Source organism: Bdellovibrio reynosensis (assembly GCF_022814725.1).
Classification (GTDB): Bacteria; Bdellovibrionota; Bdellovibrionia; order Bdellovibrionales; family Bdellovibrionaceae; genus Bdellovibrio; species Bdellovibrio reynosensis.
This window is the reverse complement of the sequence record NZ_CP093442.1, coordinates 2,877,238-2,902,243: the sequence shown is the minus strand read 5'-3', so window position 1 is coordinate 2,902,243 and position 25,006 is coordinate 2,877,238. Positions and strand designations below refer to the sequence as shown.

Here is a 25,006-nt window from a genome sequence, read left to right as displayed (position 1 = left end):
GTGGCTTAGCGCAGGACCCCCAAAATAATTTTAAAATACAGTATTGACTTACACATTATTTACACTGTAAGTTCATATGTAACTTATGACGAAAAAAACGCCCCTCCCCCCACTGACGCCTAAAGAAAAATCGGTCCTCGAGTTTATCGAGAGCCATATCTTAAGTTCAGGAGTTTCTCCGTCATATCAAGAAATTAAGGATCATTTCGGTCTGGCTTCGTTCAATTCGGTTCAGAACTATCTGAAACAATTAACAAGCAAGGGATATATCGAAAATCCCCAAGGCCAGAAACGAGCGATCCAGGTGCTCCACTCAGCTTCGGCTGTGCAGGATCAACTACATAAAAAAGTCTCGACGACGACAGGGTCTCCTCGCTCACAGCTCCTCCAGGCCCGTGATGAGATCCTGTCACTTCCCCTTCTAGGGAAAGTAGCCGCAGGCCAACCTATTGAAGCATTAAAACACGACGAATTCGTAGATGTACCGCCATCAATGGTAAGAAACCCATCAAAGTCTTTCGCATTAAAAGTGCAAGGCGACTCAATGATCGAAGATGGCATTTTTGACGAAGACATCATCCTTATTCAAAAACAAACATCCGCAAGCAACGGCGACATCGTCGTAGCCACAGTAGAAAACGAAGCCACGGTAAAACGAATCTACATCCGCCCACGCCCTGAAGGCGACAAACACAACATGGTGGAACTAAGACCATCAAACAGCACCATGAAATCAATGTGGTACGAGCCAAACGAAGTAGAAATCCGCGGAATCGTGGTAGGACTCATTCGTAAGTTTTAAAAATGTGTGCTATGGCTATGCCCATGCACACACCAGCAAAAATAAATTACGCAGACAAAGAAAAGTTCTACAAAGAACTAAAAAGTGAAGCAGAAGGCATCCTAGAAAAAGAATGGTTCGTAAACCTAGCGAACCTATCAGCCCTATTGAATCAACATCTCCCACAAATTAACTGGGTAGGCTTCTATCTAAATCACAAAGAAGAACTCTTACTAAGTTCCTTCCAAGGCCTACCAGCCTGCACAAGAATCAAAATGGGCAAAGGCGTCTGCGGAACATCAGCCCAACAAAAAAAATCATTGCTAGTACCGAACGTCGACGAATTTCCAGGCCACATCGTGTGCGACAGCAATTCGAAATCAGAATTAGTTATTCCAATTATCATGAATGATAAAGTACTAGGTGTTTTAGATATTGATGCTCCAGTGCTAAATCGCTTCGACGAAGTTGATCAAAAACACCTAGAAGAAATAGTAAAAACACTGATCCAAAAAACAGAATGGCCAGACTCTTTCACATAGTTCTGGCACTTCTCAGTCCGAAAGAATCCAGCAAAAAACCAACAAAGCTAAATTCTTTTATATTTTAGTATTAAAGTGAATCCGGCCAGCAAAGCGCCGCTGTTGCATTTCGACTGATTTTGACTTCGAACAGTTTTGGATTGTGGGAAGGGCTACTTCACTTCTCATTCGGAGTGGGCCTTAGCCGGCGCCACGATGGCGCGAACCGCAGCAAAGCTGCGGCGGCGATTGAGCCCAGATGGCGTGACCACGCAGAAGGGGAAGTGAAGTAGCCCTTCCCACAATCCAAGACCCTCGTTCGATAGCCAAATCCCAGTTCCAAAACGCAAAAAGGGAACGCTGCACGAAGCAACATTCCCTTTAACCCCTCGAGAAAATATAAGCCAATTAACCGCGAGCGTAGCGTTTATTCATGGATTCGCGGATTTCAGCACCTTCGATGCTTAAGCGAGTCCAAGGAATCGCACGAAGTCTTTCCGGTTCGATTTCTTCTTCTGTTTCTTCACAGTAGCCGAATGATCCGCCTTCGATGCGCGCCAAAGCGCTTTCGATTTCCATCAATTGCGAACGAAGTCTTTCGTGCATGCTTAGGAATTCCTGTTCAGCAAGTACGCGAGCAGTTTGATCCCCTTCATCACCGCCCTTTTCTTCGTTCTGATCCAGGTTTGATCGAGCCTCTTTCACTCTATTTAGAATGTCTTGCTTCGATTGCAAAAGCTTCTGTCTGCATTCACCAATGAGCTTTTCAGAGATAGCCATAGTGCCCCCCGTTCCTTCCAGCTTGAGTGCCAATTTGGAACTGACTTATTAAGTTCTAGCCGTGTAAGTTTTGCAAGAAAAAAATCTTACATTAACTTAAAATTAAACAAATCTTTGGAAATCCTAACGAATATCAAGATGCGGTCATGGATGCGCCGACGCCATCGTCCACAATAAATCAGCCTCGAGTCAGAATCTTACATGAATTCTTAAATTGGATTTCCACCAAAACTCAAACTTGCAATGCGTTAACTAATAAAGCGACCACTCTGATCGCCGGAAGATATTCTAGCGCCGTCACTCTGAAAACAAAAGAGCTACTGGAATTTGGCCGCATTTATCTCTTTATGAGACATGAAACTCACAACTGGCGCGACTCTCGGGCTGTCGAACGACAAACCTCAAAAACACAAATGGCAAAAGGCGATCTTCAACAAAGAAGATCGCCTTCAAAGAAAACACGAACTCTCCCCCGAGCGTTCGATAAAATTTTAGAAAATTATTTTAAACAAGAAGCCACGCGTGCAAGTAAATCAGTAGAAGCATCATTCAACTTCTTCGCGATTTTCTTACCTTGAACTCCACGAGTACGGAAAGCTTGTGCTGATGTTTTCATTTCGCCAGCAACACCTTTAATTTGTGAACCTTGAGAAGTTTGAACAACTGAAGAGTACTCTTCCATAGAGGAAGCAAATGATTCGTGATTGTTCACAAGACTTGCCATGATCTGCTGTTGTGCAGTTTGCATTTGCTTTAGTTCGGCTTTTAATTGCGCGCACTCAGAAGCAGCAAAAGACTGGGAAGCAAACAAGATGATCGAGATAAATGCGACAACAGACTTCATTAGCACCAGCCTTTCACTCACGTTGACTGGCACTAAAGCAAAGAGTTTGCCTGCTATAAACCGGTTTTATTGATTCTCAGGTGACGTTTTTGGCTTGGACTTAATAAATTTTTCAAACTCGTTCTTTGTTTCGCCAGCTGTATAAGGCAAAAGCAAACGCGCTACGTGGTGCTTTCCACGTTCAATACTGCGTTTACCGGGCTGCTTTTCAGCGGATTCAAAGAACTGCAAGAAGGTCGTTGCCATTGCTAAAAGCGACTCAGCGATATACTGCATCTCTGAAACTTCGTCGATCTTAGCCATTTTGCCGTCCTTCACCCATTGACGGTACAAGATGACCATCAACTTCATCATTTTCTGAATATGGGCGCGCCACATTTTAGCAAGCTGCTGGTCTTTGCGGCGAAGGGCGTACATCTCACGGTGGAAAAAGCGATAGCGCCAGTAAAGTTCAAAATTCTCGCTAATGAATTCCAAAGGAGTCACCTTGCGTGTACGGCGCGGACGCCAAACATCGTAAGTCTCTTTTGCCATGCGCTTAAAAAGCTCAACTAGAATTTCTTCTTTGTTGTCATAGTGAAAATATAAATTTCCAGGGCTGATATCCATGGCTTTCGCGATGTGATTGGTTGTGATAGCCACAACACCACTGCGATTGAAGAGATCGACGGAAGTGAGCAGAATTCGTTCTTTGGTCTTCATGCACTTAGTCTTTAGTCTATGTTCATTCGAGAGTCACTAAAGAATACGAAGGAACTCCCCAGTCAAGAGGCCGTCAAAACAGCGCAAGGAGCGGCTCTTAGAGTGTTTTCTTTCGAGAATGGCCTTGAAAGCGTTGAAAATTTGGTGCTACCATCAAATAATGCGCGCAAAAAACAAAAGTAAGTTATTAAAACTATTCGTATTTTCTGGAGCTTGTTTATTTGGTATGTATTCTCTTTTAGGGTTTACTGCTTCAGAAAGTCAGGAAGTCCCTTCCAATCGAAAAATTCAAACTCAACTTGATCAACGTACATTGATTGCAAAAGCGTTGGGTGAAAACGTTCGTTCAAATAAATTGCCTGAAAAGATTCAGTTAGATTGGGATGGCGACAAAAAAGACGTCAGCCTGAAATACACTATTGATGAAAATCTGCAAAAAGAAGCCGACCGTTTACTGAAGTCATACCGCCCAGATTACGGCGCCATCTTTATGATTGATGCAATGACGGGCGAGGTTCTGGCGATGTCGAGTTATCAACGCGACAATCCCCAGGCTCCGAACCTGAACTTGCAAGCGACCTTCCCTGCCGCTTCTGTATTTAAAGTTGTTACGGCAACAGCAGCGGTTGATAAAGCTGGTGTAACCCCTGAACACAAGATTCGTTACAACGGCGGAGCGTACACTTTATATAAAAAGAACGTTCTTTCTGACAAAGTCACTCGTTGGACCCACGAAATCACGCTTAAAGACGCTTTCGCAAGATCCATCAACACGGCTTTTGGTCGTTTAAGTATCGAAAACCTTCATCCTGCTGATCTGAACGATTACGCGAACCGTTTCATGTTCAATCAGGAAATCCCAGCAGACTTCCCGGTTGAAATGGGTGTTGCCTACGTTCCTCCAGGAAAAGGCTTTGAAATGGCTGAGGTTGCGTCTGGTTACAACAAAACGAACCGCATGAGCCCAGTTCAAGGCGCGATGATCGCAGCGTCTGTAGCCAACGACGGTAAAGTCGTAGTTCCTTACTTAGTTGACGAAGTGAAGGGCCTTGAAGGCGAAGCACTTTACACCGGAAGCACGCTAACTAACGGCGAAATCATGAGCAAGGAATCTGCTGCAAAAGTGCGTGAGCTTATGGAGCGCACCGTAGTTGCAGGAACCTCTCGCCGTTCATTTAGACCAATTACTAAAGACCGCAAATTCAGAGAAATCGAAATGGGTGGAAAGACCGGCCACTTAACTGGCGACAACCCACGCGGCCGTGTTGACTGGTTCGTAGGTTATGCTCTTGATGATGAGCGCAAGATCGCAGTCGCTGCCATCACTGTGAATAAGAAATTCTGGACAGTGAAGTCAGCCCACTTGGGACAAAGCATGTTCCGAAAATATTTTGGACCTGTGATAGCAAATCAATCAAAAGGAAGAGTGATCTCTTCTACCAAATAAAGAAAAGGGGCTTACGGCCCCTTTTCTTTTTTCTCGTGCGTGATCTCTAACGGAGTCACATCTAAAACTTCAGCCTCACGAACTTCACGTTCTTCATTCTGTTCGCCGAAACCGTTTTGCTGACCGAAGCCTTGGCGACTTGAATAGTATTTAAATCCACCCGTGCCCCCGCCGAAACCAAAAGGTCCGCCGGAGAAATTAAAGCTGCTGGCACCCTTCGCAATTTGTTTGGCCATATAGAGTTTAAATCTCCACACCGCTAAATGTCTTAGACCCGGTAAAAATAAAACCAAGGCAACGACACGGGCAAAAAATGATGGAATTAAAAACAGCAACCCAGAAAGAAAAAGCGCGCCGGAATGAAGGATTTTTGATGCTGGCAACTGCCCACGCAAAACTGAAGTTTGTAAGCTTAGAATCGCCATTCGCCCCAAGGTCGTTACAATAAATAGACCTAACAAACACGGCAGAAGGTAAAGACCCAAAGTATTTAAAAATCCCCACTGTTTTGAAGCGAAAATAAAAATAATAATTTCAGCGATAAAAAGTGGGAAAGGAATGGCCAACATATTTTTCCTTTAGAGGTCCAAAGTCGCTACTACAGGGCAGTGATCTGAACCCTCAACTTGATCGAGAATATCTGCCGAAGATAGATATTTCTCAAGTCCTTTTGAAATACAAATGTAGTCGATTCGCCATCCGCGATTTGAAACCCTTGCTAGAGTGCGGTAATCCCACCATGAGTAACGCTTCGCTTCGGTTGGTTTAAGATGGCGGAAGGTGTCGATAAAGCCTAAATCGACAAAATCATCAAACCATGCACGCTCTTCTGGGAAAAAACCACTCACCTTGGACATGCGGATAGGGTCATAAACGTCAATGGACTCATGCGCCACATTGTAATCACCGACAACAACGACTTCGCGTCCCGTCTGTAATTTTTCTTTTAAATGAGCATACAAATCTTTAAGAAACTTCTGTTTAAATAAATGGCGTTCTTCACCAGAACCTCCATTAGGAAAATAGATATTGTACAGGTCAAAGGGCCCATGATCAGACATGACAATGCGGCCTTCAGATTCATAATCAGGAATACTATTAAAATGATACTGAACTGCTTTAGGCTCGACGTGTGTGAACGTTGCCACACCTGAATAACCCTTTTTAATCGCCGAAGACCAATAAGAATATTCCCAAGCAAGTTTACGTGCTTCGTCCTCAACTTGATCGATGTGAGCTTTAGTTTCTTGAACACAAAAAATATCTGGCTTTTCTCTGTTCACGAAATCCATTAGACCTTTTTTGTAACAAGCTCGGATTCCATTCACATTCCAAGAGACGATTTTCACAGTTTCTCCTTGTGTTTCGGTTCAGCGTCACTATAAATAGCAGATGCAAGGAGAAAGTGCTATGCCAATGATTAATCAACCCGCGCCTCATTTTAATGCCCAAGCTGTTTTTGACGGAGGCGAAGTAAAAGATATTTCCCTAAGCAACTACAAAGGGAAATGGGTGATTTTATTTTTCTATCCTCTAGATTTTACTTTTGTTTGCCCCACTGAATTAACTCAGTTCCGTGAACATTTAGCAGAATTTACTGCATCTGGCGCAGTGGTTCTTGGCTGCAGCGTTGACTCCGTACATTCACACAAACGTTGGTTGCGCGATGATCTTGGTAACCTTGGTTACCCACTTATTGCCGATCTTACAAAACGCATCGCTAAAGATTACGGTGTTTTGTTTGAAGACCGCGGTATCGCGACTCGCGGCACTTTCATCATCGATCCAGATCAAAAAGTTCAGTACATGGGAATTCACAACACTTCTGTGGGCCGTGATGCAAAAGAAATTTTGCGCGTTCTTCAAGGTTGCCAATCCGGAGAGCTTTGCCAAGCTGGCTGGAAAAAAGGTGACATGTACATCACTCCATTGAAGTAATCATGGAATTGAAATCAGATTTTATTCAGCAACTAAGAACATCTTTCCCGGGGCTTAAGAACGAGCCCCTTGAAACAATTGTTGCTGAAAATCTGATTTCCCCTTTTTCGGTTCAACTTCCTTCACCCGTTCTTAAGCAAGCCCAAGACGTTGTTTCATTGTTATTTTCAATGCGTGAAAAACAAAGTTACCGCGATCATTATAAAAACCTGCTTCAAGAAAAAGGTCTTACCGATCCTGGCAACAAATCAATCATGATGAGTTACGATTTTCATTTAGACGAAAATGAAAACCTCAAATTGATCGAAATCAATACCAATGCCGCATTCCTGGCACTGGGTTCAGAGATGTATAAGATGAAAGGGCTTCCTCAGCCGGTTGCAGATTTCACAATGGATGAAATTCGCTCATGCATCGAAACAGAACTGAAGCTTCAAGGTAAAAATGTCGCCGCGAACTTGCCCTTAGCAATCATTGATGAAAAACCTTCGGAACAAAGATTGTTTGTTGAATTCTTGGTCTATAATGAACTTTTCAAATCCTGGGGTTGGGATTCGCGCATTCTGGATTACCGCGACACTTTTAAAGATTTTAAACCTGACTTCATCTACAACCGCTATACAGATTTCTTTTTGAATGATGCTAGCAGCACTGAGCTTAAAGAAAGTTATCTATCGAAAAAAGTCTGTCTGTCGCCCAACCCTTACGAATATTTTCTTTTGGCGGATAAGCAACGTCTTATCGATTGGGCTCAACCGGGATTTTTAGAATCCCATGGATTTTCTAATAACGAACTAAAATTGCTCCGCACGGCTTTACCCAAATCATTTGATCTACGCTCTGAAAACGCTGAAGAACTTTGGGCTCAACGTAAGACATTGTTCTTTAAACCAAAGAACGCCTTTGGTTCAAAACAGTCTTATAAGGGTGCTTCGGTAAGTAATAAAGTATTTAAAGAACTCATCGATCAAGACATCATCGCACAGGAATACATTCCAGCGCCGGAAAAGAATTTTGAAACGCCGAACGGGCCTCAAGATTTTAAATTTGATCTGCGCTGTTATGCTTATCAGGGGCGCTTGCAGCTAATTGTTGCTAGACTATATCAAGGTCAGGTTACTAACCTTCGCACACCTTTTGGCGGGTTTGCCGCAGTGATCTTTAGCTAAAACTTAAAGATCACTTCTTTGCCAATTACCATCCAGTTTTGGCTTTTTACCTTGTAGTCCATTAGAAAAACTCTACAGTGGAATCTAATGGAACAGATACTAAGCTTTACTAAATATTACTCAGACGTTCGCCAGGGCGATGAAAAGAACAACGGCTAATCCTTGATTCTGCTAACGGCATCGTAACGAATCGACAAATACTGAGTCACCGTCTTGTCTTTTCTAACAATCAACAATTCGTACTCGTCATGGGATCGCTGATAAATCTTATAATTCGCGCCCGAATTTTTTAACCAAGCCTCTAAGCTTTCTTTCTTTCCGTTCGTTCTACTTTTCAAATTCCAAAATGAAAATTTAGATCCTTCAGCCATCATCTGAAATTGCCACAGACTTTGGCCCACCTTCATTTTCTCATGAGTATCAATAAGTGTCGGAGCCATTAGCGCAAACCGGTTTCTGACTGTATCCGCAGAATTTCCACACAGCACCTCAGCTTCAGAGTTAGATCTTAAAAAGGATTGATAGCCGTGAAGCTTAAGCGGAACTCCTGCTTGTTCACCTTCAACATAAAATTCGGCATTACGGGCCACCAGAACTGTTTCCGGAAGGCTTGCAAGGTTGCTAACAAACTCTGCCCGCATATCTGTAAGGAATTCCGGGCGTTGATCACAAGGTGGAGCTTGCAGAAATTCAGGGCGCAGCAATTTCCCTGCGGTTTCATTCTTTACAGCAAAGGAAGATGTCGACAGCAGCACTAGAAGAAGAACGCCAGATGTTTTCATGAAAACCCCTTACAATGTCCAGTCCAGTATTCGGAAGAAATATTTTAGGGCTTAATATTAAAGTGCAGCTAAAGTTTGCCGATATTTAGAGTGTCTCATTTTTCTACAAGGAGTGTGGAAACACCATGACGATGAAACATAGTGGCGCTCGCAAATTAAAAGAATCGACAAACTTTTATTCATCTTTCGATCAAATCAACGGAGTTCATCCGTGGATGGATGCAGTCACTGACGGATATGTTTCATACAAAGTGCGCGAATTGCGTTCCGGTAAAGTCGCATACTTCAACTTCATTCTCGCGAAAGAAATGGGACTGATTCCTCCGGATCATCCAAATCAGATGACGGAAGACCTAGAAAATAAACTGATTGAAACTTTCTCTTTGCAAATCATTAATGAATACGACGAACTTGTGCAAAGAAGAGTTGATCCTGAAACTGTCCGCCCCCACCGCTACATGGCCACTCGCTATTTGCAACTTCAACACGCAAACAAACAAGGTAAAACTTCTGGTGACGGCCGCGGGATTTGGAACGGAACAGTCTATCACCGTGGCATCACATGGGACGTTTCCAGTCGCGGAACGGGTGTGACCTGTTTAGCTCCGGGTGCAGTTGAAGCAAAAAAGCCGTTAAAGACTGGTGGCACTGAATTCGGTTATGGCTGTGGTCTTGCTGAAATCGATGAGCTATTTGGCGCTTCGATTTTAGCAGAGATCATGCATCTGCAAGGTTTAAAAACAGAACGCATGTTGTGCGTGATTGACCTAGGAAAAGGCTACGGCATCGGTGTTAGAGCTGCGCAAAACCTAATCCGCCCTGCCCATTTGTTCTTATACTTAAAACAAGAAAAATACGAAACCCTGAAAGCGGCGACTGATTATCTGATCGAAAGACAGATCTCTAACAAAGCTTGGAACATCACTGCCAGAGGCATGGCAAAATACGACGAGATGCTAAGTGCCGTATGTAAAGCCTTTGCAGAGTTTACGGCCCAGCTTGATATTGATTATATCTTTGCTTGGCTTGATTGGGACGGCGACAACGTATTAGCAGATGCGGGTATCATCGACTACGGCAGTGTACGTCAGTTCGGTATTCGCCACGATAAATATCGTTATGATGATATTGAAAGATTCTCTACCAACTTAAATGAACAAAAACAAAAGGCGCGATTGATCGTGCAGGTTTTTGTGCAAATGGTGGATTACCTAAAAACTAAAAAGAAAAAGCCATTGCGTGAGTTTGCCAACCATCCGCAAGTAGAAAAGTTTAACGAACTGTTCGATGCGAAAAGAGCAAATCGTATCCTTTACCGTATGGGCTTTAACGAAACTCAAAGAAATAATATCTTTGCGCAACCAGGTTTGTTTGAAAAATTCGACAAAGAGTTTTCTTACTTTGAACGCGCTAAAATCAGTGGATCTAGTGAAAGAGTGGCTGACGGTGTGAACCACGCAGCCCTTTACAACATGCGCACGATCATGCGCGAATATCCACAGTTCCTTTCAGAAAGTCCGCTGCCATTTGATAAACGCTGGATGCTTGAAAATACGTTCTTTAAAAAAATCCTTTCTGGCTTTGCGAAAGCTAAAGACGCACGCATGGGCGAAAAACAACGTCGTCACATTGAAAGCTTCCAAAAGACCTATCGCGAACTGGTTAACGTTGCAGCGGGCAAACAAAAACCAGAAGGCATTCTTAAAGGCATTTGCGAACGCTCTGAAAAATTAAATACCGACAAACGCATCACGGGTAACGCTCTGATTGAAATGGTTGAAGAAATCATCTCTGAAAAGAAAAAGGGCTTATCCATGGAGCAAATCCAAAAAATCATCGACCGCTTGGTCTTTGAACAAAACGGCAACCCAGAAGTGCCAGTAAGTCGCTACTATCGCGAGCTTCAAAGCCGTCCAGCCGTAAAAATGGATTTGTTCGCGAAGTTGCTAAGCTTGGTAGAAGAAAACAGCGAATCAATTTAATATTTCTTAAATGTTTCAGTTTGGGACTCGTCCGCCGTAGCTTCCAGCGAAGGCGGATGTTCACACAATAAACGCTGTCAAATCCATCAACGTCCGTCTGATTCCTATTTGCAGCTCATATATGGCATGGACTTGCATAAGAACCTCTTCAGGGGGAATTTCATGGGATCTATTGTTGTACGTCTGTACAGGGGCAGCCGATGAAGATATTGATTTATACTTCATCAGCCATAGCAGCCATAATTACATTGGGATTTGTCTATTGGGCCATGGGAGGTTTAGGACCTAAAGCAGCCCAAGCCAGCAAAGTCATTGTTGAAAAAGTCTATGTAGAGGTGCCAAAGGCCGGTAGGACCGATGCACCCTCTTTAGAAGGCGTTAAGGCTCAAAAGTAGCTAATTGGTCACGCACCCAGCGTCTGATCAAAGGGTACTCTTCCTCTTGTAAGGAATGGTCTTTGTTCATTTCAACCCAATTAACTGCAAGACCTGCGTCTTTTAATTTCTCAACGCCATATTTAGTTTCTTCCAACGGAAGAATATCGTCTTGGTGCCCATGGGTGAAAAGCCATGGGGTGCGCTTTGCTTCGAATGACAAGTTATTACGCCAGCGGGGATAGAAATTAAAATATCCGCTGATACCAACAACGCCACCTAATTTCTTAGGATAGTTCAAACCCACATCGGCGCTGATTAAGCAGCCTTGGGAAAATCCAAATAAGAAAATCTTCTCACTGCTCCAGCCCTGATTTTCTAAATCATTCAGCAAATCAAAAAGTTTTTCGCGGATTTTAAGGACACCGTTACTTTGAAATGGCGGCTCTCCATACCAAGTATATCCGTCCATAAATTTTCTTGGAGCATTCAGCAAAAGATAATTCATCTCGGGGATGTTCAGCTCATCGTTGAATGAATAAAAAGGCTTAATGCTATCGCCACGCCCGTGCAGAACGATCATTAAATAATCGGATTTCTTTTTTGCCGGAATAAATTTATGCCTAAATAATGGAGTTGAAATCATAGTCCTGCCCCCGCAACAGATCCTGTACAAAATAAAACCTGGCGTGCTTTCACTAGTTGCACGTCTTCAGAAGACTCCCCGTCTTCTAAATCCAAACAGTCTTCACTTGAAAGCAAAGTATCCAACGAACGAACTTTTCTTTCTGGTGCTCTTAATGGATTCATAAACTGATCAGATTCACGTGCTGTTGCGATATTATCAAATTGCACAGTCACATCCGGTTCTAACCCACGCATTTGTGGCGAGCGTCCTGAAGGAAGATAGTAGAAACCTTTAGTCTCAAACAACGCGATCTTTTTATTTTGCGACCAGAATTCACCCTCTTGGAAAGAACCCTTACCGAAAGTTCTTTCGCCGACTAAAACCGCGCGATTCAAATCACGCAAAGCACCAGCAACGATTTCCGCCGCACTTGCAGAACCTGCGTTGATAAGAACAGCCATAGGCAAATCAAACATTTGCTCTTCGCCGCCATAATATTCTTCAGGAGTTTTTTCTGGCTCCATGTAGCGAACTTCAAAAATTTTCTTTTCTGCACCAACGAACAATCCAGAAATACATGCAGCTTCTTCCATTTGGCCACCTGGATTGTCACGCAAATCCAACAACAAACCGCGAACGTGGGATTTTTTAACCAGGGTCAAAGATTCTTTTACTTTTTCGCAGGCACCTTTCGCAAATTTATTAATGCTGATAACGCCAATAGGTTTGATGCCTTCAATGATTTGCGTAGAAACTGTGGCAACAGTGATTTCTTTTCTTAAAAGTTTGGATTTCTTAACTTCACCGTCCCGCATGTAAACAAGAGTTGTCCAGTCGCCGACTTCGCCCTTTAAAAGTTCACTGATGCGAGCATGCAAAAGACCTTTGGTTTTTTTACCGTTGATAGCAAGCAGGATATCGCCCTTTTTAATTCCGGCTTTTTTTGCGGCACTACCTTCAGTCACTTTACGAACGACGAAATTGCCAAGCCAAGGACCCAAGGTAATACCTAGCGAAGTAGAGCGATTGTCAGCCTTAGAAACCACTTCGCGGAACTGGGATACTGGCATCAAATACGTGTGAGGATCCCTGAAAACAGAAATAAAGCCGTTAAGTCCCAACCCCACCATCATAGATTTTTGATTTACTTCGATGTGCTTTTCTTCAAGTTCATTCCACAAATTTAAAAATGAAATCTTTGAAGCTTTACGATTTTCAGCCGTAAAAAGCTCTTTCCACGGAGTCAGTTGGTTTTTTTCAGAACTCATGTCGGTGGACAGAGCTTGAGATAAGTCGACGAGCTTACCGTCAGCATTCACACTCAGGTTATAACGATTGGCAACAGTCAAAACAGAGTTCGCACAAGCAAGAAAATAGCGCTCTGAACTAGAGCAAGTTTGATCTTGCAGCAGATCTTCAAGGGCTTCAGGGCCTAGGTTCGTTTCCGCCCAATAAGCCTCAGAGGATTTTACCTTCGCCGGTTTTGCAGAACCCCAATCACGTGACAATGAAAGACTGACCCCTACGGCCAATACCAACAATGAAACTAAGAAAAATCGAGGGGAATAAAACACGTGAACGTCCTCCGACTGGTGACATTCCTGAGCAACGCCCATGCCGCCCCAGATCGAATTAGTTCCAACTAGACAGTGATTTTCCAGGGTTTTTGGAATTTTTTTCTGGACTGATTAGGGGTCTAACACGGCCCCCCTTCCCTTGAGAAAAAGCCCCCCTTGTAATAGGTTGAAAATATCAGAAAAAGTGAGTGAAAAGTTATGGTTATAGTTACTGGTGCAAACGGATTTATTGGCAGTGTGATGGTATGGGAACTCAACCAAAAAGGAGTCACCGATATCGTTGCCGTGGATTCAGTTTCTCTTTCTGAAAGAAATCTTCTGGCCAAAAGATCCATCAAAAAATTTCTGCTAAAAGATGAGCTTTGGGCTTTCCTAGACAGTGATGAAGCAAAGAAAAATGTGACTTGGATTATTCACATGGGTGCTTGCTCTTCAACGACAGAAACCAACAAAGAGTTCCTTTGGGAAAACAACACTTACTACACGCAAAGAATTTTTGAATGGTGCACGCAGCATTCAAAATCCATGATCTATGCCTCTAGTGCCGCAACTTACGGAGCTGGTGAACTTGGTTTTGATGATACGACGGATCCAGAAAAACTTCGTCCCCTGAATCTTTACGGTGAATCCAAAGTTCTTTTTGACCGTTGGGCATTAAAACAAACGAAAACTCCTCCGCACTGGTATGGGCTTAAGTTCTTTAATGTGTTCGGTCCAAACGAATACCATAAAGAAGCCATGTCCAGCGTTGCTTTTAAAGCGTACAACCAAATCAACAGCACGGGCGTTTTAAGCCTATTTAAATCCGCTGATCCGAAATACAAAGATGGCGAATTCATGCGCGACTTTGTTTACGTTAAAGACGTCACAGGTTGGATGGCTGAACTGATGGACAAAAAACCAGCTAACGGTGTTTACAACATGGGTTTCGGTAAACCGCGCACATGGCTTGATCTAGCAGGCTCTGTTTTTTCTGCGATGAAAAAAGACATGAACATCAATTGGCTGGAAATGCCTGAAAATATTCGCGGACAATATCAGTATTTCACGGAAGCAAAAACAGACAAGTGGTTAAAAGCAGGAATGAGTCCTGCAAAATGGCCTTTAGAAAAAGCAGTTGCCGATTATGTGCAAAACTATCTTTCTAAAGACGATCCATCGCTTTAAGGAAGAATGATTTATGGAGACTGATTTTTTACCGCCTCACTTAAGAAAATACGTCGTAGAACAGCACTACGAAAAATACACTCCTGTAGATCAAGCAGTGTGGCGTTACATCCTTAGACAACTTCGCGCCTTCTTATCAAAACACGCCCATGAATGTTATGCAGAAGGTTTAGAAAAAACCGGCATCAACGTTGAGCGCATTCCACGCATTGAAGACATCAGCGCAAAGCTGCAAAAATTCGGCTGGCGCGCTTTACCTGTCAGCGGATTCATTCCGCCAGCAGCGTTTATGGAACTTCAAGCTTTGGGTGTTCTACCGATCGCATCTGATATGCGCACTTTGGATCATTTGCTCTATACTCCTGCGCCTGACATCGTTCACGAAGCCGCAGGCCATGCGCCCATCTTAGTTCATCCAGAATTTTCTGCTTACTTAACTCGTTATGCGCAAGTGGCGAAGAAAGCCATCATCAGCAAGGAAGATTTGGATCTTTACGAAGCAATTCGTGAACTTTCTGATATCAAAGAAAATCCAACCTCTACGCAAGAACAGATTAGGGCTGCTGAACAGACTTTGGATGAAGTAAGCAAAAGTATCACCCATGTTTCAGAAGCTTCAGAACTTTCGCGCATGAATTGGTGGACTGCTGAATATGGATTGATCGGAACACTTGATAATCCAAAAATTTTCGGCGCGGGTCTTCTTTCAAGTGTGGGTGAAGCTAAGTGGTGTTTAACTCAAAAAGTAAAAAAGCTTCCTTTGACAGTCGATTGCATTAAGACCACTTACGATATCACTGAACCGCAACCTCAGTTATTTGTGACACCTGACTTTGAAACTTTATCGAAAGTTTTAGATGAAATGTCTGAACAAATGGCGTTCAAAGTGGGCGGCTTAAAGGGTTTAAATAAAGCCATCGAAGCTAAGTCGGTGAACACGGCTGAACTGAATTCCGGAATTCAAATTTCAGGAGTTATCACCGAAGCGATCACTGCCAATGGTGAAGTTGCTTACTTACGTTTTGAAGGCCCCAGCCAACTTAATTACAAAGACAAGGAACTATCGGGCCACGATAAATCGTATCACGCCCATGGATTTGGAACCCCAGTTGGATTTTTAAAATCAAATCCGTCCAAATGCCCATCTACGTTCAGCGATCAAGAATGGCAAGACCTAAAAGTCCAAGTAGGTAACACCGTCCGCCTTGAATTCGTTTCAGGTGTCGTGGTTGAAGGAAAAGTTAAAGGCCGTGGAGTCACTGATGGTAAAACGATCCTTCTTGCTTTAGAAAATGCCACAGCAAAATTAGGCGATCGTGTTCTATTCGCGCCTGAATGGGGAATCTACGATATGGCCATCGGCTCTAAAGTGACTTCCGTATTCGGAGGTGCTGCAGACCGTGAAGCTTACGGAGAAACCTCGGATTTCGTCGCTAAACGCGTTCCAGTCCCTCAATACTCTGCCAAAGAACTTTCACGCCACCAAAGCTTCGGGAATCTTCGCAAAGTGCGTGAAAGCGGCGTACAAGGCGCAGCCTTAAGCCAAGCCATTGAGCAAGTTATGGCCGACCACCAGGAATTTTTCCATGAAGAATGGCTGTTAAATCTGGAAGCCTTGGAATTAATCCATGCACGTGCTAAAGACTCTGCATTAAAAGCCAAGCTTGAAAACGAGCTTTCACGCCTTTCACAGCGTGATGAAAAAACCAAAGGCCTTATTGATGAAGGCCTGGCCCTAGTTGGAGTTCCTTAGAATGAAGCGTCCTTTTGAGGTGCGAATTGTTTTAGTTCGCACGATTTATGAAAGAAATATCGGTGCCACGTCTCGCGCTATGAGCAACATGGGCTGTGATAATCTGATCTTAGTAAATCCTGCGTGCGAAATTACGTACGAAGCTCAACAAGCGGCGGCCACTGGCCAAACGGGTTTACAAAATCGTACCACTTATGCTTCGTGGGATGAATTTTTAGAAAAAGAACCGGAAAGCATAAAGATCTGCTTCACGGCCCGCGACGGTAAAGGTCGTCAGGTGCGTGACATTGATGAAGTTCTTAACGACATTTCTGACCATGCCCCGCAATTCCAAATTGAAAGCGAAACGCCTTTCGTTGTTCACTTAGTATTTGGGCCCGAAGACTGGGGGTTATCAGCGGATGACCTTGAACATGCGAATTTCTGCGCCTGCCTTCCAACCTTCGGCGAAAACTGGAGCTTGAACCTAGCCCAGGCGACTTTATTAGGAATGTTTTCTTTAAGAAAACTATGGGGTGGCAATCGCACTCGCTTAGATGGCGAAAAATTGCGTCGCGCGCCTCAAGGCATTAAAGGCATTGATCCCGATGTGACTTTAAAAACATGGTTAGAAGAAATGGGTTTTGATTTAACCCGCCAAAGAAAGATCAACGTCTACACAGTTCTTCGCCGCATGCTTTTACAAAATACTCCGACTAAAAAAGAACTGGTGATTTTAGAAACAGTCTTACAACAAAGTATTCGCAAGCTGCGCGAATGGAAGAGCTTTCAGAAAAAAGACCTACAGTAACGCCTTGCAGGTCACGATCTTTTCAAGCTTCACATCAAAAGAAAACTCGATATCTTTTTGTGAACTTAAACCATCACGTACGCAATTATATAGCGGACCTCTGTCGACCATGAGCGGCTTTGAATACGTATCAAAGCTAACTAGATAATTACCCTGCAACTGATTTTTCTGAAGGCTTTCAACCTTGCCGCTAAAGACAAGGTGGGCTGCTGCGGGAATAGAAATCAGCAACAGCCACGTCATTTTAGGTAGTGATTAGATCTTCTTGAATTTGAATTTCTTTATCGCGGAACTCTTTAAGCTTTTGATCAAGCTTGCTAAGGGCATTGGACATGCTTTGACCCAAGTCACTTAGTTCATTGATCCGATTCAAAACCGGCTCTTCTTCGCCACCGACTAGTCTTAGACTTTCAAGTTTTGCCGAATTCAAATCGATCTCTTTATAAAGAGATTCCATCTTTTGATTTATTTTTTTGCGATCTTGAAGAAGGGCTTTTGTGATATCGCGGATTTCATCCAGCGATAAAATTTCAAGCTTTCCAGTTTCGAAGGCGTTTTGCGTTTTAGTTTCTGCGTCGCCTTGGAAGGCTTCCCAGAATAAAGACCATTCGTTTTTTAGGGACTGAACCAGCGACTTACCGCTACTACTACCATCACCCATAACAATTAAAAGACTCCTGCGCTCTTTGAGCGACTTGCAGGTTCATCAGCCTTAGGAACAAAGAAATAGCAAAGGCCGTAACCCAGGATCGCAGCCCCGAAAGTGATCAGTGCCAAAAACACAAAGCCGGTTCTTACCAGCCCCACTTCGATGCTGTATCTCTTAGCAATTCTAGCACACACCCCAAGAACCTTGCCATCTAGAGCTTGGTCTAGCTTATCTGCCCGAGGTAAACACACTGCTAGGATCAAATAAAACAACACGCCAGAGCCGAACCATAAAATTGCTACAATCCAGATGACGCGCAATATCCAAGTTTCAATACCTAAGGCTGTACCTAGGCCCTTACAAACTCCCGCTAAGGCCCCATCGGGTGCCCGAGTCCAACGGTAATTGGCTGTGAATGATTTGCTTGCTGAAAAGGCTTCCTGATTCATCATATCTCCGTACTAACTTAAGTTTGTGTACGAATTCTTATTTGTCCAGAAAGCTTAAAAGGTTCCTGTCACCATGAAGTCAGTTCCGAAGGTTAAATACCGAGGATTTTTCATGTGAATCTTTTCTTTCATGGTCGGAATTCGAAGGGTTTCAGTCCAAGAACGTGATCCCCCAGAGCCCATAATCATAGGAGCCTGGAAAAGATAAAGTCGATTTACAAGCTGGTAATTGACAAAGGAACTGGCGGTGAACGCACCACCTTCCACCATCACTGAACGCAAACCTTGAACGTAAAGTTGTGCCAAAAGATTTTCTAAATCGAGCTCACCGCCCACCAAAGTTTTGATGAATAAAACTTTTGGCGCCAACGCCAAGCTAGAAAGTTTCTTGGTCACGTCTTCTTTTAAATCTTCCGCCACACACCAGAACACATCACCACTAGCGTGAACTTGCGAAAGTTTTAGCTCTGAATATTTATAAAGAAGATCTGCTTCAGCATCTAAAACTACCACCTTATTGCGCTTATCAAGCTCAGGATGACGGATGTTAAGCGAAGGATTATCAAACTGCACAGTGCCTTTACCCACTAGAACCGCATCATAACAAGCACGGATGTAGTGCACATATTCACGGGATTCAGGACCGGTGATCCACTGGCTTTCACCTGACTTTAAAGCAACTTGTCCATCAAGGCTTGAAGCCATTTTTAAAGCGACGAAAACTTTTTTCTCTCTGAAATTCCAAAGAAAGGTTTCGCAGACTTCTTCCAGTTTAATTTTAATTTCGTGATCTTCTTTGCCGTCGCTTGAAGAAAAAACTTCGGTTTCAATTCCAGCAGCGCGCAAGATATCCGCGCCCTGCCCTGCAACTAGAGGATTTGGATCGATCAATCCGAAGGTCACTTTTTTTAAAGGAAGTTTAGCCATCATCTTTGCACATGACGGTGTTTTTCCTTCATGGGCACAGGGCTCTAAGGTCACAAACACATGAGCATCGCGCAGTTCTTCATTGGAAAGATTTTTAAGCGCGTTCACTTCAGCATGGGGGCCACCATAGAATTCATGATAGCCAGAAGATAAAAATCCGCCGTTTGCATCCAACACGACAGAACCCACCAAAGGATTGGGGCTCACTCTCGTCGCCCCTTTGTAAGCTTCACTGATCGCTAAGCGCATTGCCGATTCAGGTGAAAGCTTTGTTCCTCTTGCCGGTGGTTTGATGTGATGGATATGTTCCATATTGTTAAGTTAAATAACCGCGTTCTTTTTGATCGCGCTCGATAGCATCAAACAACGCTTGGAAATTTCCATCGCCAAAACCATCGTGACCTTTACGTTGAATCAATTCGTAAAAGATCGGACCAAAAGTATTCTTAGTGAAAATTTGCAGAAGGTAACCGTGAGCATCACCATCAACCAAGATCGCGTTTTTCTCTAAGCGATTTAGATCTTCAGACACGTTCGGTACGCGATCATTCAACATTTCGTAATAGCTATGCGGAGGTGGAGTCAAAAATTGAATCTCGCTGCTTTTTAAGCTTTCCAAGCTATCAACGATATCGTTCGTCAATAAAGCGATGTGCTGAATGCCTGAACCTTTATATTCATCCAAGTACTCTTGAATTTGAGATTTTGATTCAGTCGGTTCATTGATTGGTACAGAAAACTTACCGCAAGGTGATCTCATCACCTTTGAAAGAAGACCGGTTTTAGCTCCGCGGATATCAAAGTAACGAGCTTCACGGAAGTTAAGAACTTTCGTATAGAAGTCACACCACTTATCCATTTCACCTTTTGGTACGTTGTTGGTGAAATGGTCGATAACTAAGAAGCCGACGCCCTTAGGAGCTTTGTCTTCTTCTTTTACTTGAAAGATTTCGTTATAAAGTTTGTCTTGGTTTTTTTGATCCATGAAATAGATCAAAGAATCACCAATGCCATAGATAGCCGGGAATGGGGTCGCACCACGGTGATGATCGTCACCTTCGTAAGGACGGCCACCACGTGCTACCGCCGTTTCGAAAGCTTGTTGCGCGTCTTTTACGCGGAAACCAGTAGCACATACAGAGGGTCCGTGAGCCTTCGCGAAATCAGTCGCGAACGTCTGCGGTTCACAGTTTAAAATATAGTTAATGTCACCTTGGCGAAAAAGTTTGATGTTTTTGCCGTGAACTTGACCAACTTCTTTGAAGGCGTAACGTTTGAAAACTTGCTCAAAGAAATGGGCGTCGGGTCCTGAGTATTCAATAAAGTCGACGCCATCAAGGCCCACTGGATTTTGCTCAGAATATTGAGCCATACTTCCTCCTAAGTCAGAGTAATCATTAGATTATTTAAACCCACAGACAGTAGCCGCATTTCAGACATTATTCAAGCTTGAAGAATTTCAGTAATATCAGATAGTTGGGACCCAAATCAGTTAACACATTTAAGCTCAAAATTACCAACAAACAATTAAAGATTTGTTTATGCGATCCGAAAAAGTAAATATGAGCAGGCCTCCCAAATACAAACAACCACCTTGGTACTACTATATGATCGGAATAGCTTCGATCGTCGTCATTGGGATGCTTAAAGATATCATCTGGATTTTGCTTTAGTACTCTACGTTGGAAGAAAAAATAATTCCGTAGGTTGCTAATGAACCTTCCGCTTCATCATGGGGGCGATTATTTAACTGAAATGCGCCGATAATGAATTCGTTATTTCTTTCAGGCAAAGCAACACCCAACGTGATTAAATCAGTATCTGAATGTTCCGATGTGTTCTTTGCAAAACCAAGCATAGGCTTGATGTTTTCAGAAGCATCCATACGAAAACCCACAGCATAGGTCCATGCGGCGGCTGTTTCATAAGAGCCCGCATAGTTTTCAGACTCTGTTTTTGATTGATAAGCAACATCAACATTCAAAAAATTATTTTCCCCTAGGCGCAACTCTTGACCCATGCGCGCAGAGATTTCCCCTTTGGTTTGCGGATCAAAATCAATCGTTTCTTCTTGAATATTTGTCGGGTCATCGGATGTTAACAGGCTCGCCATCGCTGTTCCCTTAGAAGAAATTTTAAACGGAGAAAAACCTAACGATCCCCCAACATTCCAACGATCCGTCACTTTCGCCATCACACCAGCGACAACGAAAACAGAGTTGGTCTTTGCATCCGCTTGAATGAAGCGAGTACCTGCAGAAACACCTGCTTGGGAGCTTGTCGTATAGCCATGGGTTTTTTCTGAAACGGTGGAAACACCCGCAGAGATTCCCAAAGCCACATTTTCATTGCCTTCCCAAGGTCGCGCATAGGAAACGCCCGCCACTAAATCTGTTTTTTCAGTGCGTACGATGCTTTTGGTAAGAACCCCGGCCGCTTCTGAATTTGATGCTGCAACAACTTGATAGGTTAATGGACTGCTAATGAAAATCGCTTTGCTGCCGCGATCTGCGGGATAAATACCGGCCGCTATTAGAGGACGGACTGCGATCTCTTCAGGTTCTACGGCCACTCCCGGAATTGTAAACTCTTGTCTAGCAATGGCGTTACCGCTGACGGTTAAAGAGGTTTTATCAGAGGCACGGAAAGCCAATCCTGCCGGGTTGATCAAAGTATTCCCTGGGGATTCTGGCATCGCTACGCCCGTATTAGCGATAAAGGCTTCGCGATGGCCCACTGGCAATGGCAATTCAAGAGCGAAGGATTTTAAGGAAATAATTGAAAATAAGAATAAAAATTTAAACATGGCAAAATAATGCTTCTGCCATGTTTATTGATCAAGTTCGAAATTTAAGAAAACTAAAATGAATAGTTCACTTCAACAATAGAATTCGGAACAAGACTTACACCGTCAGCCAATGTCAGCGCTTTGCCGTCAAAGGAATAATCTGCTTTAGCCAAAACGACCCCATCAACGCGAACATCAATAATTTCTGTTACGCCCGCAGTTTTCAAAGCAAAACGGCGAACGGCCTTAGCAACTGATCTATCAATAATATCATTGAAAGAACCCGTCCAATTCGCATCACAAATATTATAAGTATGTCCGCCCGTCGCAGTCGCTAATTCACCATAGATCGCACCCGCTTTAAAGCCACAGGGGCTTAAAGCCTTAGTAACCGTGATGAATGAACTGATGCTTAGATCCTGCAACTTGATGTTCTTTGAAGCAGCTAAAGAATCCAAAATGATTTTAGATCCCCACATAGATTCATCATCGGTCACAAACACGATGACTTTCTTTGAGCTTTCTCTAAAAAAATCCTTAGCCGCCCCGGATAAATTACCAGACAGAAGCGCCGGTCCATTCGTAGAGTTTACAAACATATCCAGTTGGGAAAATGAAGATGCTGGCAAAGTCGGATCTAAAGACACGCTTGTGCCAGTGGAACCTTTTTTACTAATTAGCATAAATTTAAAATCAGTGCTGGTTCTAAGAACTGCAATAAATGACTTTAAATTATCACGAATAATCGCAGCCTCTTGAGTCATTGAGCTTGAATTATCCACAACCCAAATCATATCTAATGGAGCAGTCTCGTGATTAAAAGTTACTTTGAAAGTTTGCGACGTTTCAGTTGCTTCAGTAGAACCCAGGTCTTCAGACCCCGAAGCCTCGACAGGAACTTCAACGAAAGAAGGATTATTAGGCGCACAGTTTTGAAAGAAAAGTACAAGCGTACTTGCATAGGCAAGCAATATCCCTTTTTTCATTTCGTTCCCCCCAGAACTAGCGATTCATTATTAGCTTAGCAGGTCTAATAGAAAAGATATTAAAAAAGTCTATGAAGTGATCAGCCGTCTCAGGTTGATATAAAAATACTATCGATGTGTCTCAAAACTAAATGCCGTTAAGGCTTTTATAAAATTGTAAAACCTTGTTATCCACAATAATGGATCGTGGGTTCCAGCCAATAAGGTGCAATCCTTCGGAAGAACGCAAACGACTTAACGCCACGTAGGCATGCCCTGGTTCCCACAAAGAACTTAGATCACACCATAAATCATCCAGTGTAGCTCCTTGGCTTTTATGAATCGTCGTAGCATAGGCAAGAGTCAGTGGAAACTGAATCACCGAAGCCATAATATTGCCTTCGGCATCCTGAACCGCGAATGAAGTTTTATCCACTTGCACTTCCCGGCCATTATCTTTTTTAACGACTATTTTATCTGTGGCAATATCTGTGATGTAGCCGCGAGTCCCATTGACCCATCTTTTTTGCGGATCGTTTTGTAAGAACATCACTCGGCACCCAAGTTTCAGCACTAGTTTTACTGGAACAGGTGCCGCCTTCATCAGCATTTCGATATGTTTTTCGGAACCAAAATAAATGGAATCAATCGTGACTTCTTCGTCATTGATCTCGTCTAATTTCTTTTGATTGAATTTTTCAGCGTTGATTTTTCTTGGGAAAAGTCTTGTCCCCGGATGATCTTCATCGTGTTCTTTAACGTGATCATTTAAAAATTCACGCACTCGAGGTGAAACAGATCCATGACGAACATCGCTTAAGATATCCAAAAACAAGTTTTCTGAAACTCGCTGGTTGTGCGAAAGAAGAACATTTTGAAAGCCACTGTTTTCCCAAACTTGATTTAAAAAACACCAGTCACGTTGACCGGTTTGCGTGACCGGCGGAAGTTGCGCAAAATCACCGACAGCGATGATTCTCATCCCTCCCCAGGGAAGTTTAGATTCACGCGCCCTTTGGCTTAAGGCTTCTGCAATCATGAGCGCTTGGCCGGGGATCATTGAAATTTCATCGATGATGACGCCTTCCACGGTTCTTAGACGAGTCATTAGACGTTTGTCTTTTGAAGCTCTCTCGAAAGTCGCGTCGGGGCCGCCTTCCATAATTCCTAAGCCAAAAAAGCTATGAAAGGTTCGTCCTCCAAGTAAAACTGCCGCAGCTCCTGTACTAGCTAGAATCGGCATTTCCTTGGAATCTAGTTCCTTCATGTAGTGGCGAATAAGAAAACTTTTTCCGCTGCCTGCACCGCCCGTTAAAAAGACGTTTTCACCAGATCTTAATAGATCCAGGGCACTGTCTTGTTCGGCTGAAAGTTCTACGGGGGCACGGCTCATAGGGACAGATCATGCCAGCAGAGTGGCTTTGACACAAGGTGTGGGTTAATTATGGAGCCCCCGCGCCCTTCGCTAAAGCTACGGAGGACAAGACGGCGGGCAAGACGGTGGGCGGGCGTCCAAATTCAAGTAGGATTCATTTCTAAATGCGGCTTGCTGTAAATTTGGTCAGATGTTATTTTAAATCTCTTTACCTGCTTTGACGCTGGAGGCTTCAGTGACGGAAAAGATCGTAAAATTCCAAACTAAATCTGCAAATCCCTTTTTTGAAGGCGTTTTTGATATTGCACCGGCTGAGCTTCAGCAATTCATGCAAAACGTGAAAATGATCGATGTTCGTCAACCCGACGAGTACACAGGTGAGCTTGGCCACGTACCAGGATCTGAACTTATGGTTCTAGATACTTTACCAGATCATCTTGAAAAACTTCCCAAGGATCAGTCTGTTGTTTTCATCTGCCGCAGTGGCCAGCGTTCAGCTAAGGCAACAGCTTATGCACAGATGAATGGTTTCACCCATGTTTATAACATGCAGGGCGGAATGCTTCTTTGGAACAACCTACAACTTCCTACAGAAAAATAATTTAGCTTCCACGGATT

27 protein-coding genes are annotated in these 25,006 nt (G+C 43.3%); 11 read left to right on the top strand and 16 right to left on the bottom strand.

The genetic code is table 11. From position 1 onward, the window contains the following. Positions 1-85: 85 nt before the first annotated feature. Positions 86-802 carry a transcriptional repressor LexA gene (gene lexA / locus MNR06_RS13715; RefSeq protein ID WP_243536929.1) on the top strand — a complete coding sequence of 239 codons (717 nt, stop codon included), beginning with the start codon at positions 86-88 and terminating at the stop codon, positions 800-802. A gap of 17 nt (positions 803-819) precedes the next feature. Beyond that, a complete protein-coding gene (locus MNR06_RS13710; protein WP_407933224.1) occupies positions 820-1,323 on the top strand; it encodes a GAF domain-containing protein in 504 nt (167 codons plus the stop codon). Between the two features lie 387 nt (positions 1,324-1,710). On the opposite strand, the gene MNR06_RS13705 is transcribed toward MNR06_RS13710, so the two are convergent. The 3 genes from MNR06_RS13705 to MNR06_RS13695 all read right to left on the bottom strand — a co-directional run bounded on the left by MNR06_RS13705 (position 1,711) and on the right by MNR06_RS13695 (position 3,628). Continuing rightward, positions 1,711-2,082 (bottom strand): TraR/DksA family transcriptional regulator, encoded by a 372-nt coding sequence (locus tag MNR06_RS13705; protein WP_243536927.1) that lies wholly within the window; start codon positions 2,080-2,082, stop codon positions 1,711-1,713. A 499-nt stretch (positions 2,083-2,581) separates the two neighbouring features. Then, positions 2,582-2,926, bottom strand: coding sequence for a hypothetical protein (locus MNR06_RS13700; protein WP_243536926.1), 345 nt, complete (start codon positions 2,924-2,926; stop codon positions 2,582-2,584). A 66-nt stretch (positions 2,927-2,992) separates the two neighbouring features. Beyond that, the gene (locus MNR06_RS13695; RefSeq protein WP_243536925.1) at positions 2,993-3,628 is read right to left on the bottom strand and encodes a TetR/AcrR family transcriptional regulator; all 636 of its coding nucleotides are present in this window, start codon (positions 3,626-3,628) and stop codon (positions 2,993-2,995) included. Positions 3,629-3,854: 226 nt separating this feature from the next. On the opposite strand from MNR06_RS13695, the gene MNR06_RS13690 reads away from it, so the two are divergent. Beyond that, positions 3,855-5,075 carry a penicillin-binding transpeptidase domain-containing protein gene (locus tag MNR06_RS13690; RefSeq protein WP_243536924.1) on the top strand — a complete coding sequence of 407 codons (1,221 nt, stop codon included), beginning with the start codon at positions 3,855-3,857 and terminating at the stop codon, positions 5,073-5,075. 11 nt (positions 5,076-5,086) lie between these two features. Here the strand turns inward: MNR06_RS13690 and MNR06_RS13685 are convergent, their stop codons facing one another. Together MNR06_RS13685 and MNR06_RS13680 are read right to left on the bottom strand one after the other, a co-directional pair. Beyond that, positions 5,087-5,644 (bottom strand): FxsA family protein, encoded by a 558-nt coding sequence (locus MNR06_RS13685; protein WP_243536923.1) that lies wholly within the window; start codon positions 5,642-5,644, stop codon positions 5,087-5,089. 9 nt (positions 5,645-5,653) lie between these two features. Then, positions 5,654-6,424, bottom strand: a complete 771-nt coding sequence (locus MNR06_RS13680) for an exodeoxyribonuclease III (protein WP_243536922.1) — start codon at positions 6,422-6,424, stop codon at positions 5,654-5,656. Between the two features lie 61 nt (positions 6,425-6,485). Between MNR06_RS13680 and MNR06_RS13675 the strand changes: the two genes are divergently transcribed. Together MNR06_RS13675 and MNR06_RS13670 are read left to right on the top strand one after the other, a co-directional pair. After that, positions 6,486-7,013, top strand: coding sequence for a peroxiredoxin (locus MNR06_RS13675; protein WP_243536921.1), 528 nt, complete (start codon positions 6,486-6,488; stop codon positions 7,011-7,013). Positions 7,014-7,015: 2 nt separating this feature from the next. After that, the gene (locus MNR06_RS13670; protein ID WP_243536920.1) at positions 7,016-8,182 is read left to right on the top strand and encodes a hypothetical protein; all 1,167 of its coding nucleotides are present in this window, start codon (positions 7,016-7,018) and stop codon (positions 8,180-8,182) included. 155 nt (positions 8,183-8,337) lie between these two features. Here MNR06_RS13670 and MNR06_RS13665 read toward each other — a convergent pair whose 3' ends face one another. Beyond that, entirely contained in the window at positions 8,338-8,964 is a 627-nt protein-coding gene (locus MNR06_RS13665; RefSeq protein ID WP_243536919.1) for a hypothetical protein, read from the bottom strand. A 125-nt stretch (positions 8,965-9,089) separates the two neighbouring features. On the opposite strand from MNR06_RS13665, the gene MNR06_RS13660 reads away from it, so the two are divergent. Beyond that, a complete protein-coding gene (locus tag MNR06_RS13660; protein ID WP_243536918.1) occupies positions 9,090-10,946 on the top strand; it encodes a hypothetical protein in 1,857 nt (618 codons plus the stop codon). A 200-nt stretch (positions 10,947-11,146) separates the two neighbouring features. Further along, positions 11,147-11,341, top strand: coding sequence for a hypothetical protein (locus MNR06_RS13655; RefSeq protein WP_243536917.1), 195 nt, complete (start codon positions 11,147-11,149; stop codon positions 11,339-11,341). Here the strand turns inward: MNR06_RS13655 and MNR06_RS13650 are convergent. Beyond that, positions 11,325-11,966 (bottom strand): alpha/beta hydrolase, encoded by a 642-nt coding sequence (locus MNR06_RS13650; RefSeq protein WP_243536916.1) that lies wholly within the window; start codon positions 11,964-11,966, stop codon positions 11,325-11,327. The genes MNR06_RS13655 and MNR06_RS13650 overlap by 17 nt on opposite strands. Next, positions 11,963-13,564, bottom strand: a complete 1,602-nt coding sequence (locus MNR06_RS13645; RefSeq protein WP_243536915.1) for a S41 family peptidase — start codon at positions 13,562-13,564, stop codon at positions 11,963-11,965. The genes MNR06_RS13650 and MNR06_RS13645 overlap by 4 nt, the downstream gene beginning before the upstream one ends. A gap of 159 nt (positions 13,565-13,723) precedes the next feature. On the opposite strand from MNR06_RS13645, the gene rfaD reads away from it, so the two are divergent. The 3 genes from rfaD to MNR06_RS13630 are packed head-to-tail and all read left to right on the top strand — an operon-like array spanning position 13,724 to position 17,235. Continuing rightward, positions 13,724-14,692 carry an ADP-glyceromanno-heptose 6-epimerase gene (rfaD, locus tag MNR06_RS13640; protein WP_243536914.1) on the top strand — a complete coding sequence of 323 codons (969 nt, stop codon included), beginning with the start codon at positions 13,724-13,726 and terminating at the stop codon, positions 14,690-14,692. Positions 14,693-14,705: 13 nt separating this feature from the next. Further along, a complete protein-coding gene (locus MNR06_RS13635) occupies positions 14,706-16,445 on the top strand; it encodes an aromatic amino acid hydroxylase (RefSeq protein ID WP_243536913.1) in 1,740 nt (579 codons plus the stop codon). A gap of 1 nt (position 16,446) precedes the next feature. Next, the gene (locus MNR06_RS13630; protein ID WP_243536912.1) at positions 16,447-17,235 is read left to right on the top strand and encodes an RNA methyltransferase; all 789 of its coding nucleotides are present in this window, start codon (positions 16,447-16,449) and stop codon (positions 17,233-17,235) included. Here the strand turns inward: MNR06_RS13630 and MNR06_RS13625 are convergent. The 8 genes from MNR06_RS13625 to MNR06_RS13590 all read right to left on the bottom strand — a co-directional run bounded on the left by MNR06_RS13625 (position 17,227) and on the right by MNR06_RS13590 (position 24,406). Next, positions 17,227-17,478 carry a hypothetical protein gene (locus tag MNR06_RS13625; protein ID WP_243536911.1) on the bottom strand — a complete coding sequence of 84 codons (252 nt, stop codon included), beginning with the start codon at positions 17,476-17,478 and terminating at the stop codon, positions 17,227-17,229. The two genes, MNR06_RS13630 and MNR06_RS13625, sit on opposite strands and share 9 nt — an antisense overlap. 1 nt (position 17,479) lies before the next feature. Beyond that, entirely contained in the window at positions 17,480-17,896 is a 417-nt protein-coding gene (locus MNR06_RS13620) for a hypothetical protein (protein ID WP_243536910.1), read from the bottom strand. A 5-nt stretch (positions 17,897-17,901) separates the two neighbouring features. After that, positions 17,902-18,336, bottom strand: coding sequence for a PspC domain-containing protein (locus MNR06_RS13615; RefSeq protein ID WP_243536909.1), 435 nt, complete (start codon positions 18,334-18,336; stop codon positions 17,902-17,904). 51 nt (positions 18,337-18,387) lie between these two features. Continuing rightward, the gene (gene ribD / locus MNR06_RS13610; protein WP_243536908.1) at positions 18,388-19,572 is read right to left on the bottom strand and encodes a bifunctional diaminohydroxyphosphoribosylaminopyrimidine deaminase/5-amino-6-(5-phosphoribosylamino)uracil reductase RibD; all 1,185 of its coding nucleotides are present in this window, start codon (positions 19,570-19,572) and stop codon (positions 18,388-18,390) included. Between the two features lie 4 nt (positions 19,573-19,576). Beyond that, complete coding sequence (gene hppD / locus MNR06_RS13605) at positions 19,577-20,632, bottom strand: 4-hydroxyphenylpyruvate dioxygenase (protein WP_243536907.1); 1,056 nt, start codon at positions 20,630-20,632, stop codon at positions 19,577-19,579. Positions 20,633-20,929: 297 nt separating this feature from the next. Next, positions 20,930-22,066, bottom strand: coding sequence for a hypothetical protein (locus MNR06_RS13600; protein ID WP_243536906.1), 1,137 nt, complete (start codon positions 22,064-22,066; stop codon positions 20,930-20,932). Between the two features lie 53 nt (positions 22,067-22,119). Continuing rightward, entirely contained in the window at positions 22,120-23,034 is a 915-nt protein-coding gene (locus MNR06_RS13595; RefSeq protein WP_243536905.1) for a VWA domain-containing protein, read from the bottom strand. Positions 23,035-23,161: 127 nt separating this feature from the next. Beyond that, on the bottom strand, positions 23,162-24,406 hold the full coding sequence (locus MNR06_RS13590) for a DEAD/DEAH box helicase (protein ID WP_243536904.1): 1,245 nt from the start codon (positions 24,404-24,406) through the stop codon (positions 23,162-23,164). A 217-nt stretch (positions 24,407-24,623) separates the two neighbouring features. Between MNR06_RS13590 and MNR06_RS13585 the strand changes: the two genes are divergently transcribed. Beyond that, positions 24,624-24,989 carry a rhodanese-like domain-containing protein gene (locus MNR06_RS13585; protein ID WP_243536903.1) on the top strand — a complete coding sequence of 122 codons (366 nt, stop codon included), beginning with the start codon at positions 24,624-24,626 and terminating at the stop codon, positions 24,987-24,989. Positions 24,990-25,006 lie beyond the last annotated feature (17 nt).